This is a genomic window from Domibacillus epiphyticus, assembly GCF_001975785.1.
In the GTDB taxonomy this organism is placed as follows: domain Bacteria; phylum Bacillota; class Bacilli; order Bacillales; family Domibacillaceae; genus Domibacillus; species Domibacillus epiphyticus.
Genome location: NZ_MSFI01000022.1, coordinates 50,731 through 64,658 on the forward strand (window position 1 = coordinate 50,731; position 13,928 = coordinate 64,658).

At 36.7% G+C, this 13,928-nt stretch carries 11 protein-coding genes and 1 pseudogene; 9 read left to right on the plus strand and 3 right to left on the minus strand.

All coding sequences use genetic code 11. The features are described 5' to 3' along the window. Nucleotides 1-947: 947 nt before the first annotated feature. Complete coding sequence (locus BTO28_RS13320) at nt 948-1,385, minus strand: Rrf2 family transcriptional regulator (protein WP_076767062.1); 438 nt, start codon at nt 1,383-1,385, stop codon at nt 948-950. 229 nt (nt 1,386-1,614) lie between these two features. On the opposite strand from BTO28_RS13320, the gene BTO28_RS13325 reads away from it, so the two are divergent. The 7 genes from BTO28_RS13325 to BTO28_RS13355 all read left to right on the plus strand — a co-directional run bounded on the left by BTO28_RS13325 (nt 1,615) and on the right by BTO28_RS13355 (nt 11,498). Continuing rightward, nucleotides 1,615-2,487: an SDR family oxidoreductase gene (locus BTO28_RS13325; RefSeq protein WP_076767065.1), complete on the plus strand. Its 873-nt coding sequence runs from the start codon at nt 1,615-1,617 to the stop codon at nt 2,485-2,487. A gap of 168 nt (nt 2,488-2,655) precedes the next feature. Continuing rightward, complete coding sequence (gene psiE / locus BTO28_RS13330) at nt 2,656-3,051, plus strand: phosphate-starvation-inducible protein PsiE (protein WP_233129885.1); 396 nt, start codon at nt 2,656-2,658, stop codon at nt 3,049-3,051. A gap of 264 nt (nt 3,052-3,315) precedes the next feature. Continuing rightward, nucleotides 3,316-4,008 (plus strand): coiled-coil domain-containing protein, encoded by a 693-nt coding sequence (locus BTO28_RS13335; protein WP_076767069.1) that lies wholly within the window; start codon nt 3,316-3,318, stop codon nt 4,006-4,008. A 43-nt stretch (nt 4,009-4,051) separates the two neighbouring features. Beyond that, complete coding sequence (locus BTO28_RS13340; RefSeq protein ID WP_076767072.1) at nt 4,052-7,240, plus strand: biotin/lipoyl-containing protein; 3,189 nt, start codon at nt 4,052-4,054, stop codon at nt 7,238-7,240. Nucleotides 7,241-8,390: 1,150 nt separating this feature from the next. Further along, nucleotides 8,391-9,173, plus strand: a complete 783-nt coding sequence (locus BTO28_RS13345) for a TerC family protein (protein ID WP_076767074.1) — start codon at nt 8,391-8,393, stop codon at nt 9,171-9,173. Nucleotides 9,174-10,501: 1,328 nt separating this feature from the next. Further along, a complete protein-coding gene (locus tag BTO28_RS13350; protein ID WP_076767076.1) occupies nt 10,502-10,954 on the plus strand; it encodes a MarR family winged helix-turn-helix transcriptional regulator in 453 nt (150 codons plus the stop codon). Between the two features lie 25 nt (nt 10,955-10,979). Next, nucleotides 10,980-11,498, plus strand: coding sequence for a GNAT family N-acetyltransferase (locus BTO28_RS13355; RefSeq protein WP_076767078.1), 519 nt, complete (start codon nt 10,980-10,982; stop codon nt 11,496-11,498). A 188-nt stretch (nt 11,499-11,686) separates the two neighbouring features. Here the strand turns inward: BTO28_RS13355 and BTO28_RS13360 are convergent, their stop codons facing one another. Both BTO28_RS13360 and BTO28_RS16845 read right to left on the minus strand, forming a co-directional pair. Beyond that, the gene (locus BTO28_RS13360) at nt 11,687-12,262 is read right to left on the minus strand and encodes a dihydrofolate reductase family protein (protein ID WP_076767080.1); all 576 of its coding nucleotides are present in this window, start codon (nt 12,260-12,262) and stop codon (nt 11,687-11,689) included. A 54-nt stretch (nt 12,263-12,316) separates the two neighbouring features. Continuing rightward, nucleotides 12,317-12,630: pseudogene (locus BTO28_RS16845) on the minus strand (IS1595 family transposase); the annotation flags it as partial. Nucleotides 12,631-12,724: 94 nt separating this feature from the next. Here BTO28_RS16845 and BTO28_RS13365 point away from each other — a divergent pair. Both BTO28_RS13365 and BTO28_RS13370 read left to right on the plus strand, forming a co-directional pair. After that, a complete protein-coding gene (locus BTO28_RS13365) occupies nt 12,725-13,150 on the plus strand; it encodes a helix-turn-helix transcriptional regulator (RefSeq protein ID WP_076767082.1) in 426 nt (141 codons plus the stop codon). A 159-nt stretch (nt 13,151-13,309) separates the two neighbouring features. Beyond that, on the plus strand, nt 13,310-13,732 hold the full coding sequence (locus BTO28_RS13370) for a VOC family protein (RefSeq protein ID WP_076767084.1): 423 nt from the start codon (nt 13,310-13,312) through the stop codon (nt 13,730-13,732). Nucleotides 13,733-13,928: the final 196 nt, after the last annotated feature.

Sequence of the window (13,928 nt, forward strand, 5' to 3'; positions counted from 1 at the left end):
TCAAGGAATTTAAGCTCTTACAAGACCAATTATAATGGCTGTTCTTATCAAAACAGGGGATTTATTTTGTTACAAGGCTCTATTGAGCAGCTGTCTTTAATTTAATATATCCAGACGATGATGTTCACACGGTTGCCTCTGATTATTTCAGCATTCGAATATGGGGAGCCCCATTTACTTTGTTTATTGTATCAATAGGCGCAGCGGAAACAGCCTCTATTCGAAACTAGATTATTTTGGCTTTAGTGCTTTACCTGTTGGATTCAAGGGCGGAAGCTCGTTCAAAGTAGAAGCACCTGAATGGGTCTGCTGAAACAAAAAAAGAATTAGAAGATTTAAGAAATTGACAGAGAACCGCACAGAGGAAGAGATAGAATTCATTAAGCGCTGGCAAAATCCTGCTAGTCCTAACACGCTTGGCTTGATGACACAGAAGAATTGATTCATAAATATGGATTAAATGATGCTGCTAAATGGTAGCACAAGCAGTTACAATAAAAGATGACAACGCGCCAATGCAATACACAGAAGTGAAAAACACAGGATCCAGTGAGCTGGGCAGTAAAATAGTAGAGCCAACCTACTCTTTAGGTTGGCTCTACTATTTTACTCAATGCAGAAGAAGTCTCTCTATGGACGTCCTTTGAGAAAACGGCTGTTTCTCACGAGATTAAAAGGCAGGACTCGAATATTTTTAATACATTATGTGCAAAATTCAAATTGTTTAAATCATAATAAGATATTAAGGAATTTACTTATTTGCATATTCAAATACGGAGTTGCAATAAAGTGTTTCTGTTAAAAGTGGGCAAAATATGCAGCAGCATGTGGAGTAGAAGTACAAGTTGGAAGAACAAAAAGAAACGGGGTTTCTAAACAAAGGTCAGCTAGGCCAAAGATGGCTTCGAACAACGAAAAAGACATTCTGGTTTCTAGAATGTCTTTTATTAGTTTATTTTTAATTTCTCCTTTTCAACAATATCCTTAACAATATCTTCAATTGTTACATTTCCTAATACCTTTTCCAATGCTAATTGAGCTGCTGCCAATACAGGAGTGATAGAATCTTGAATGTTCCTGCCCACAGGACAATTAGGATGCGGATTTTCATGCACACTAAATAATTCCTTTTCCTTTACTACATCGACCGCTTTGTAAACGTCAAGGAATGTTATAGAAGATGGTTCCTTGGCCAGATTTGCGCCTGCAATACCCGGGCGTACTTCGATTAACCCTGCTTTTTTTAGCATGCCAATAATTTTCCTTATTAAAGTTGGGTTCGTGTTTACGCTGCCTGCTAAAAATTCAGATGAGCTTATCCCTTCATTTAATTCAATAAGAGCTAATATATGAACGCCAACTGTAAATCGGCTGCTGATAGACATATCAATCACCTGCCTTATATATGATTACAAAATTTATTATATAGAATAAGCATGTAATTTTATTTGAATACAACGTATTATACCTTAAAATACGGAAAAAATTAAAAAGGTATTTAATTGACAAAATAACAAGAAGTATCTATATTGAATACAGGTATTTAAGTTGAATACAAGATGAGTGTGAATATTTAAGAAAGATAGTTAAACAATATAATCGGAGGAATATAATATGAAAATGTTAGTAACAGGAGCAACAGGAAAACTGGGAACGAAAGTTGTAGAAACCTTATTGAATACTGTGCCAGCAAATCAATTGGCTTTAAGTGTACGCAACCCGGAGAAAGCAGAAGAATTACGAAGTCGTGGAGTTGAAGTTCGCATAGGAGATTTTGACCGTCCAGAAACATTGGATGCTGCTTTTGCAGGAATTGACAGGCTCTTAATGATTTCAGCGGATGGAGATAATGAAACAAGAATCAGGCAGCATACGAATGCGGTAGCTGCAGCAGAGCGTGCTCGAGTCAAGTTTATCGCTTATACTAGCATAGCGAATGCTATGGAAAGCAAAAATTTTCTTGCGCCTACACATAAGGCAACTGAAGAAGCGATTTTAAAAACAGGCATTCCTTATTCATTCCTCCGCAACAATTGGTACTTGGAAAATGAAAGCTCAAGCATTCAAGGTGTACTAGCAGGGGCTCCATGGGTGACTTCTGCAGGAACTGGAAAAGTGGGCTGGGCATTACAACAAGATTATGCGGAGGCTGCTGCAGCTGTGTTATCAGGTGAGGGACACGAAAATACGGTCTACGAGCTTTCTGGTAAGCTGTTGACACAGGATGAATTAGTCTCTGCATTGGGTGCTATATTGGGTAAAGAAGTACTTGTACAACAGGTTAATGATTCTGCCTATGCCGAAATTATGAAAGGTGCTGGCGTACCAGATTTCCTTATTCCTATGCTTGTTGGCATCCAAAAAGACATTCGAGAGGGTACATTAGAAATTGAAAGCAATGATTTCGAAAAACTTCTCGGGCGTCCAGCTGCACCAATTAACGAGGGATTAACTCAAATCGTTAATGGAATCAAAAATAATATTTGATCTTTAAAACCGACCATTCTTCAATTAGAAAGGTCGGTTTTTTAACGTCAAAATAACGTAATGAAGGATATAGAGGGAAAAGGGATGGATACAATTGGTGGTTTACTTTGCGTTAACTGTGGTAAACATGGCAATTAGCGTGCTACTGTCTTATGGAGGGTTCAAATTTTGAAAAAATATAAAATCAAGCTTTCTGAAATTCTTCAGTTTTCCTTAAATGCAGCATTGATCTTACTTGCCAGTGCATTATGTATTTTGCTCGGGAAAGAAATCATCTATTTTGTTCATTTATCTGTTTTTACACATGATTTTGATCAACATTATCTTCTTCTTGAGAGGATCCTTATCTTCTTTTTATATTTTGAATTCATTGCAATGATCGTCAAATATTTTCAGGAGAATTATCACTTTCCGCTGCGCTACTTTCTTTATATCGGCATAACAGCGATGATACGCCTTGTAATTGTGGAGCATGATAATCCCGTTAATACACTTTTGCATACATTGGCTATACTTGTGTTAATAATTGGTTACTATATAATCAAATCTTCGTCGAAAAGGTAATAAGAGGTCTAAAGCGGGATAAGGTTCCCGCTATCTTTTTTTCGTATAGAGACCGGGATTACTGACCTGCTAAAATCTTTTTACAAAGCCTCCTTTTGGATCTTTAAAGTGCAGACAAAGCGCTTTAAGCTATTTACGGAGGGAAAAAGACTGTAAAATAGACATGAGAAGAAACTGGGCAGAAAAAACGTTTCAGTTCTTCATCAGAACACTTTACTTAAATTTAGAATGGTTAGTGTTGATATCTTTTAAAGGAGTTTAAAGATGGATAAAGAACTAGATGACAGCTTTATTAATGCACTAATGGTTTCCCTTCAAGACAAAAGGGTTATTGAAAAGATAAAAGAAATAGCAGAAGCTAACTTGTTTAACCAAATGAGAGAACCTGTGGAGCTGCTGAAAGAAAAAGAAAAAGAAATAGCAAGACTCCAGCAAGAAATTGAGTCTAAAAAAGAGCAAATTAAGGATTTCCAATTAAAAGTCCACTATCTAAATCAGAAAATTGATTCCTATTTCAATGAATTAGAAAAGAGAAGAGCAGACTATCAAGAAGCAGAAGAACTTTATAGGGCTGTTCAACAGTTATCAGAAACCACCAGAAACTCCTTAAAAGGAATTTTCAAAGGGAATACAGTGCAAGAATTTATTGTTTGTGGTGTACAGTATGAAAATATATCATCTTTGTGGGATTTTATAAAAAACGAGATTATGGAAGGGCGAGAACAAGAAAGAGAAACCCTGCTCGCTCTTTTTCAGTATTTCTTTCAAGAATACAGTAAAACATATGACACCCCTTTGTATAAAACACAGGAAGTGAAAATGAACGAGGTCTTTAGAGAAGACCTGTACATAAGGACCCTTAACAGCAAATTATCCGGGAACATTACGGAAATCCTTCTCCCAGGGTATGTAAGTATTAATGGCAAAGTCATCAAAAAATCAGTTGTGAGAATATAATATAGCAGGCGAAAAATAGAATGATAACTAGGGGGAAATTGACATGACATCCATTACGATTCCAGAGCTTGGAGAGGATATTGAAAAAGTTCTTCTTGTTCAATGGTATAAACAGCCCGGAGACTATATTTCAGTGGGCGATGCTTTAGCAAAATTCAGCAGTGGGGATATTGAATTTGACCTCTTTTCAGAAACAGAAGGCACTCTTAAAGAATTGTCTGCAGGTGAAGACACTCTAGTCAAGATTGGCGATATCATATGCCGCATGGAGTCTGGTGATGCTCTCTCTGCAGAATCCTTAACGGAAATCGAAAAACAAGAAGCAGCGGAAGTTAAAAAATCTCTTGAGAGCGTAACAACAACTTTAGATGAAAAAAGTTTGGAAGACAGTCCTATTCACTTAATGGAAAAGAATGACGAGCGGGTATTATTTTCACCTGACGCACAAACCGTTCCTGTCTCTGCCATTTCCATGACTTATAAAGAAGTAAGGTCATTAATCAGCCATTTATATCAGAGAGCAGAAGAAACCTTTTTTAAGGTTGAATCAAGCTTCTTTCAAGACATTAAAAAGCTGATTCGTTCTAGATGGGTTTACATGAATAATGTAAATGTTGTTTATGATCACAGCATTGCAGCTTTATTTCCATATCGAAAACACTATCCACTGGTGGAAGATGATTTTGATTACAAAAAGCATTTGGATGTTTCCGGTTTTAATGGTGATGCCATGACGCATGAAGAAGCTTCCAACAGTTTTGATACAACAGAACATCCTGTATTTAAGAAAATAATGGCTTTAGACGATTTCTCCTCGGGGAAAAATCCTTCTGTTTCAAGAATATTTGCCAATACAGCAGCGAACTCTCCTAAATCAATAGCATTCAAAGTCAATGAGTATGACATTCAACATTACGATGTAGTAAATCAAAAAACTGATTTGCAGGGGAAAGGATTTTTCGTTCCTGTTTTCCGGTTAAATGGGGAAAATGCCTTTGAAATTAGTGATCAAAAGGCTCTCCAACTATGGCTGGAAAACGGTTTAGTACCAAGCGGATTAAGCGCAGAACGCCAAAAAGAATATGATTATTTGCTGACATTGTATCTATTAAAGGATTTAGATCATGAAACGTTCCAGAAAGAATTACCGTCCATCAGTATTGATTCTAAGGCGATCATTGAGAAACTGTTAAACTCTGAAAAAGTAAGGGCGGATATCGTTACATATGATGAAAAGATGTTAACAGATCCAAATCGGGGACATTGGGATTTATGGCCTGTCCTTCATGAAGATAAACCTTTAATGATAAAACTGAATGATGAAATAATGGCCAGAAACCCTAAGATGGATATTCGGGAGGATGGCGTAGTCGGCATTGATTTTGGAACGAAAAGTACAGTAGTCGTTTACCAAGAGGAAAGTGACGTTACGCTTCCAATGCGTGTGGGGGTTGGCTACTATAATACTGAAGTACAAGATTGGCATTATGAAAATCCAACTGTTATGGAGTTTATTGATCTAAAAAATTTCATGGAGTTTTATCTAGAAAAGGAAGGAAGACCCGAGACGAAATGGCAGGATGTTACCGTTTCCCACACGGCGTTTAATAGCTTGATGAATGGAAAAAGTGACCATTACTATTCTATCTTGAATAATCTCAAGCAGTGGGCTGGAGAAAAGAAAAACCATCTCCGATTAAAAGACAAAAAGGGGTATGCCGTTGTGCTTCGCTCCTTTTTAGACTTAACAGAGCAGGAAATTAATCCGATTGAGTTATATGCCTACTACCTCGGTTTGTATATCAACAACCAGCACAATGGAATTTATTTAGACTACACATTATCTTTCCCGGTCACATATGAAAAAGAAGTAAGAAAAAAAATCCTAAAGAGTTTCGAGCAGGGATTAAAAAAGACGCTTCCCATTCCGATTCAGCAGGATGAAGAATTGATGAAAAAATTCCGTGTCACAGCGGGTGCAAGTGAACCAGCAGCTTATGCAATTTGTGCCTTGCAAGAATATGGTTTTGAACCGGAAGAAGATGAAAAAACGTATTATGGCGTATTTGACTTTGGTGGAGGAACGACAGATTTTGATTTTGGTATTTGGCGTGAGGCAGGTTTAAAGGAAAGAAGATATGACTATGTTATTGAGCATTTCGGGGCGGGCGGAGACCGTTATTTAGGTGGAGAAAACATACTGGAGTTTTTAGCATTCCAAGTGTTTAAACATAACCAAAAAACAATGCGTGAATTGAATATCTCATGTACTCTTCCCGCAGAATGCACGAAATTTCCTGGAAGTGAAACGTTGATTAATGAGTCGCAAGAATCGAATTTAAATATGAAACAATTGGTAGAAAAATTAAGACCTCTTTGGGAAAGACAAGAAGGGTATGATGAACAGTTTGAACATGGCATGATACGGGCGGATCTGTTCGACAAAGCCGGCCAGGCAAAACTCAATGTTGAACTTTTGGTCAATCAAGATGAATTGGAGCAACTGATTGAAGAAAGAATTGAAAAAGGAATTAAAAATTTCTTTGAGTCTTTACGACGCGCTTTTACTCGGTCAGAACACAGCGAAATAAATAAATTGATTATCCTGCTTGCGGGCAATTCAAGTAAATCTCCAGTCGTGATGAATCTGTTTAATAAATGGATTGAAGAAGAAGTGCAAAATGTTCAAAATTGGGGAGAGGTGTCTGGTGATTTTTTTGAAGTTTTTCCACCGCTAGGAACGGAAGCTGCTTATTTAAAACAAGAGGAAAGAAACAGAGTGGTTAACCATAACATTTTAACTGCGCCTACGGGAAAAACAGGTGTTGCCTTCGGACTTGTTCAAAGCAGAAAAGGCGGTAGTATAAAAGTTATTGACCACAATATTGTAAATGACGAATCAAAGTTTAAGTACTTTCTTGGAAGAGCGAAAAAAGGAAAATTTAAAACGGTGATTGACCCAGCAGAAAAGTATAATGTATGGCATTTATACATTGATGCGTCAGAAGAAGACTTTGAAATTTATTACACCAGCCTGCCGGAAGCTGGTACCAACCAACTGGATATTAAGCAAACTCAGCGGAAAAAGTTTCGAATTGAGCATGTAGATGATTCAGCTTTTGTTTTTATCCGGACAGTAAGCCCTACAGTTATTGAATATGTTGTCGCGAATGAAGAATCGATTTTAAATGAGGTTTATTTGAGTGAAATTACCAAAGTTGAATTAAACTGATTCTTTCTTTAAAAGATTTTTGAGGCGGGATAGGTACCCTGCGCACTGTCTATTGTTTAGGCAGTTACCAGAGATTAGGATTGCCGCTCCTGCTAAAATCTTTTAATTCCCAAAATATCGGGTATTAAGCACAAAAAATAATTTGGAATTAAAAACGCTAGTGAAAGGGTATACCCAATTCATTAGCGTTTTTTTCGATTACTCTATAGAGTAAAGAGCCAATGCCTTTTCTTATCATCATCGCGATCATCTCTGCGTTCTCTCACATCATCCCGGTCGTCCCTCTTGCGTCTGCGATCATCACAGTGATCGGCATTACTGTAGTCTGGATTCAACCAAACGTTAGAATGGCCATCCCGGTCTTCAAATCTAAAACCCATGAAAAATTCCCCCTCTCTTTGTTAAATTTGCAGGGCTAAAATTAACCTTGCCCTATATCTTATGTTTTTTTGTATTCACTTGTATGGTTTGTGTTACTAGTAGGAATGAAGGAAGAAGAAAAAACCGGAGAAATTTACATTCCGGTTTCTAATAGATTTCCCTTTATGAATTATTAATGTCTGTCAACATCACCTAAGGAAAAGAGGTTGTTGAAGCGCTCGCGTGCATTGGCGTAGTCGGGGATCAAAAAGCCGTTGCGCCAGTGTTGCTTGAAACATAAATTTGCCTTCATTTGGTGAAAATAGTCCATTCTTTCAATTTTCGTTCATTTGATCATCAAATTTTCTTTTAAATCTGTTTCCTGTATTCAATAGACCATTGCAAAAAAATATTTGATTCGGTTTTTATCAAATCTGCCTTATTGATTAATTATATTGCCTTTTTCGCCTTGTCATTTATCAAGAGGTTCTTTGTAAGCTGCAGATTTAAATTGACATAAAAATTATTATGTTGCACTCGAGCACCCTAGATCTTTAGAATCAGGGAGTTTTTTCGGTGTCTTATACACTATATCAAATGTTCCTAGTACTAATTACTGCCAACTTGGGGTTGCAATTGTTTTTGTTTTTTGTTGAAATATAACTAATAGAATACAGAAAATGTCTAAGAGTATAGCTGTATTCTTAGAATTGCCTTTGGATTGTTAGGGCAATACTATTGTTACTGAATTTATTTATCAAATTTTAGGTTTTAGAAAGGAAAGATGTTGATGGAGTCAATCTGGCTAGAGTATGCTTGGGCATTGTTAATTTTAATCGGGTTAGAAGGCTTGTTATCGGCCGATAATGCCCTTGTACTGGCAGTTATAGCCAAGCATTTACCCGAAGATCAGAAGAAAAAAGCAATAAATTACGGAATCATTATGGCCTTCTTTTTCCGATTTGGTGCACTTTTTGCCATTTCTTTTATCGCAAACGTCTGGCAGGTACAAGCGATAGGAGCAGCTTATCTTCTTTACTTAGGCTTAAAGCATGTCATTAAGGCCCGGTTCGGGAAAGAAAATGAGAATATTCGTGAGGATGTAGAAGAGGAAGCAGAGGTAGCCGCAGGGAAAGGTTTCTGGCCTACAGTAGGGAAGATTGCTTTAGCTGATCTTGCTTTTGCAATTGATTCGATTTTAGCTGCAGTTGCTATTGCCCTTGGTCTTCCGGATTCACCGCTCGATAATTTCGGCGGCATGGACGGAGGAAAGTTCCTTGTTGTTGTTCTTGGAGGGATTGCTGGCCTTATCTTGATTAAGTATGCAGCAACTTGGTTTGTGCAGCTTCTTGATCAGCGTCCAGCACTGGAAACAACTGCTTATGCAATTGTTGCCTGGGTCGGTGTCAAACTTGCTGTAATTACGCTTGCCCACCAGGATATTGGTGTCTTAGACCATCATTTTCCACATAGTACCGCTTGGACTCTGGTCTTCTATGGAGTATTAGTTGGTATTGCTCTACTCGGTTGGTTTGCACCGGCCAATAAGTCATTAGAGAAAGAGAAATTATAAAAAGTAACAAAGAAAGAAAAAGAACAGACGGGACTTTTATATAAGATGAGTAGCCTACCATCAATTATTATTTATCTATTCTTAAATAGAAGTTTCTGAATGAACGAACAAGTAGATAGTGTTTCAAGGTTGTGTGACCATAATTTAAATGAATTTGAAAAGGAAGCAACACAGGGAAGCCCATAAATAGCATGGGTTTTTCTGTGTTTTTATTTATACCTATAACTTAAAAAATCTAGAACAAGGGGACTATTTCCATGGGCTGCAGCCGGAGATATCGCAAATAATAACCGACATATCCTGCGGAAATTTCCTATCTCGCTATTTTTGTACATCTATCTTTGGATACATAGCAACCATCGTCTACTTTAAAAAGGTGGATATTCATTGAACAAAAAATAAATTAAATTATTCAGGAGTGAAATGATTGTAAGACCAATCCACAATCACCATCATGATGATCGTGATTGTGATCATGATCACGTTTCTCTCTCCATCCAACTGTAGCTGCTAGCCACACCGCAAACTGATCAAATTTGTCTTTATCATCATTCGTTTTGGAATTTAGTCTAATTTCAAAATAAAGAACGCTAACCGAAATGATTAATGTTCTATAAATGATGGAAGGGAACACGAAGGTGGCGGATATCTGGTGATCACAGTATTCGATTTAAAAAAACGATCTCTGATTATTAAGGTCAGATGCAGGGTTTTAATATAGAGTTGGAGTTGGAGGAGAACAATGGAAGTTAACAATATCTCTTAAAGCAACCGAATATTGATTCCATCTTCCGCCGAAAAACCTATAGCCATAAACTCTTTCATGCCCGACAGTCGTCAAAAAAAACCAGAAATTGTCTCCGTTTCTAAGCCACAAATACGTGAAACGAAAGATACAATTTTCAAGACCCCAGGGATTCATTCGAAGTTCACTCCTTATTGAAAATTAGACTTTTAACCAGTTTATGCTCAGGGCAAAGTTTAGATTGGATGTATGCCTAGTAGCCCTCCTACATTCAAATATGAATGAAGAAGATTATAGGAAATTGTTTATGGATTGGGCAACTGTTTTTATGGAGAACGGTATCTCTAATCCAAAGGAAATTATGAACAGTTTAAATAAGCTATGTAGTTGTTCAACTAACGGGGTGCTTTTGTTTAATATCCCGGCTGTGGCTGTCATTTCGGCAGCCTTTTCTTATTCAGTTAACGGAGCAGGTTAGTTGAAGAAGGAAACAAAATTTCTTCTAAATTTGTTGTAAATACAACAAAAAATATTATAATAATTATTAAAGTATTTTTGAATCCAATAAATTGGAGATGTATTTATGAAGGAAATTCTACGTGAAATTGGAACGATTGCCAGGGCATTAGACTCTATAAGCAATATAGAATTTAAAGAATATGACCTTACAAAAGGGCAGTATTTGTACCTTGTGCGAATATGTGAAAACCCAGGAATCATTCAAGAAAAGGTAGCTGAAATGATTAAAGTAGACCGAACAACCGCAGCTCGTGCAATAAAAAAACTTGAAATGAATGGCTTTATTGAAAAGAAAGAAGATGAACATAACAAAAAAATAAAAAAACTCTTTCCAACTGATAAAGGGACAAATGTTTATCCTTTTATAAAAAAAGAAAATGATTATTCCAATATCGTTGCATTACAGGGATTTTCCGAAAAAGAAATAGAAACCATTTTAAATTTTCTCCAAAGAGTACGAAAAAATATAGAAAAAGACTGGGGATTTGTGAAAAAAGGAAACAAGAGAAATTATTGATTATATAAAGGAACGAGATATCAATATGACTATCAATATAAAAAAGTGTACCCTTGAAAATTCACGCAAACTTCAAGAAATTAGTTATGAAACATTTAATGAGACATTTAAGCATCAGAATTCACCCGAAAATATGAATGCCTATTTGGAAAGGGCATTTAACTTAAAACAATTAGAAAAAGAATTATCCAACCCTTCTTCGAAATTCTTTTTTATTTATTTTAATAATGAAGTCGCTGGGTATTTAAAGGTCAATACCAATAATGCTCAGTCTGAAGAAATGAGTGGTGAATCACTGGAAATCGAGAGGATTTATATAAAAAATAAATTTCAAAAACATGGGCTAGGTAAATATCTGTTCAATAAAGCTATGGAAATGGCGATGGAAAGTAATAAAAAGAAAATCTGGCTAGGCGTATGGGAAAAAAATGAAAATGCTATTGCTTTTTATAAGAAAATGGGGTTTGTTCAAACTGGAGCCCACTCTTTTTATATGGGTGATGAAGAACAAATTGATTTTATAATGACCAAAACACTCATATAATTTTTTGAGTTAACGCGCAGGTTAGTTGAAGAAAGATATACTCTCTCCTTAAGATTGGTGCAGACAAACTGAATTAGACTGACTCGTAAAAAAAGCAGTGACGGATTAGGAACTTGAAAGACCTAGACTGCCGCTGCTTTTATTGTGCTAACGTAATCCGTTAGCGTAATCTACTTTAGGAGACAAAGTTATCTAACCGTCTGGTAAACGAGGCCTAATGCTCCAGAATCAAATGTCTTGTTTTCGATAAGTTTAAGATTGATCTTCTCCTTGAGACCTTGGAATAACGGCAACCCGCTGCCTATCAGAACAGGAGAAACCGTAATTTTATACTCATCTACTAAATCAAGCTGCATAAGGTAGTGTGCCAACCTAGGACTGCCGAGGATGACCATATCCTTGCCTGGCTGCTGTTTGAGGTTCTTGATCTCTTCCTCGACATCTTCTTTCACCAGTCTGGAATTGTTCCATTCGACTTTCTCCAGCGTCGTGGAAAAAACGATTTTGGCTGTCTTTTCGATCCACTCGGCATGATTCAGTTCATGCTTCGAAGCTGATGGGTTCGAAGGCACAGATGGCCAGTAACTGTGCATCATCTGATAAGTCCCACGTCCCCAAATGACAGTCTCGGCAGTACTCAGAATTTCTCTCGCGTGTTTTTCCAAATCAGCATCGTAGGAAATCCAGCCAATGTCCATTTCACCGCTCGGCCCTTCTACAAAACCGTCAAGCGATGCGTGCAGAAATAGAACGAGTTTTCTCATTTTCATTTCTCCTTTATTCATGAGATTATCATCATTGCAAGTTACCTTGTTTTATTAAATGCAAAATTCTGTTAGTCTAAGTGTATCATAAGTACATTGGTTGAGAATAAGCAACTATCAACAATCTTTTCCTAACTGTTTCGTTGTCACCTCGATGTTTCACGATATCTAAAAATTGAAACCAACTCAAATAATGATCGAGGTATTTCGTTGCCACACCATTAAATTATTGCATCCAATCTTTTAATTAGCTGTGATAATTATTTACATTTTGTATACGATAGAGTCCTTTAAACTCTCCCTGTTCCATTTGATTTAAAACGATAATGCTCCAATTCTGTGCTTTTTGCGTAAGTGGAAAAGCCCCAAGATAGCTGAGACCATGAGTTAAGGTATCCCATTTCTGAGTTTATTGAAAATCATGTATTTCTTGAAGATATATGGGGAGAAGAAGCTGCATTTATGACAGAAGAAATCATATCAGCCAATGGAATTTCAAGAATAATTGAAAGGGTTGAGCTAAAGCTAATGAGGTTCCTACTAATGAGCAAATCAAAACCAAATTATTTGCTACAAACAGGTCTGCAATATATTTATGTTAATAAAGGAGTGATTTCAATTCGCTCTTTGGCAGAAAAACTCAATTACAGTGAAAGGAATATAAGAAGGACATTTCATAAGGAGTTAGGGGTGAGCCCGAAAGAATTTTCAGGTATCATCAGATTTCAAAGCCTTCTTCAAGAGCTAAATAATAGTAATCAATATAGATTTGCTAATATTGCTGCAAAATACGGATATTCTGATCAACCTCACTTTATCAATAATTTCAGACGTTATTATGGCATGTCCCCCAACCAAATTTTTAAGATAAACAGTACCACTAAGTAAATGTGTCCGTTTTTTTAAAATCCAAGAAGCTAAACTACATGATACTATTTATTTAACATATTGAATCAATCCTAAACTAATTGGGACTAGTAGTGTATTTTGCTTTACCACAAGACCCACCTTTTCCTTGCTATGAATATTTAGGAGGTATGATATTTTATGAAACCACGAATCACAGTACTTACATTAGGTGTAGATGATTTAGAAAGATCTTTGAAATTCTATCGAGACGGGTTGGGGCTTCCAACAGAAGGTATAGTTGGCAAAGAATTTGAGCATGGCGCCGTTGCTTTTTTCGACTTACTATCAGGCATAAAACTTGCTATTTTTCAGCGCAAAAATATTGCACATGATGCCCAGATTAATCAGACCGTTCCCAGTCCTACTGAATTTACTATTGGTCATAATGTAGAAAGTAAAGAAGAAGTTGACAAAGTAATGGAACAGGCAAGGAAGGCCGATGCTATTATAACAGTCCAACCACATGACACTTTTTGGGGTGGTTACTCTGGTTACTTTCAAGACCCGGATGGCCACTTGTGGGAAGTAGTGTGGAATCCACATTTTGAGATCAAGGAATAACTCAATCTTAAATTATCTTCCGCAATCGGGCGCTTTTCTTTAGTAAGAAGGCGTCTTTTTTATATTCTCCTACACAAAAGATTGTGAAGATTATCACTTAAACTATAGGGGGCGTTAGTTAAAGACGTTATACAAAAAAGACCGATTTTTATGAGGGCACTGAAAAAGTCCATATAGTAAAAAAGCCAGGTATTCG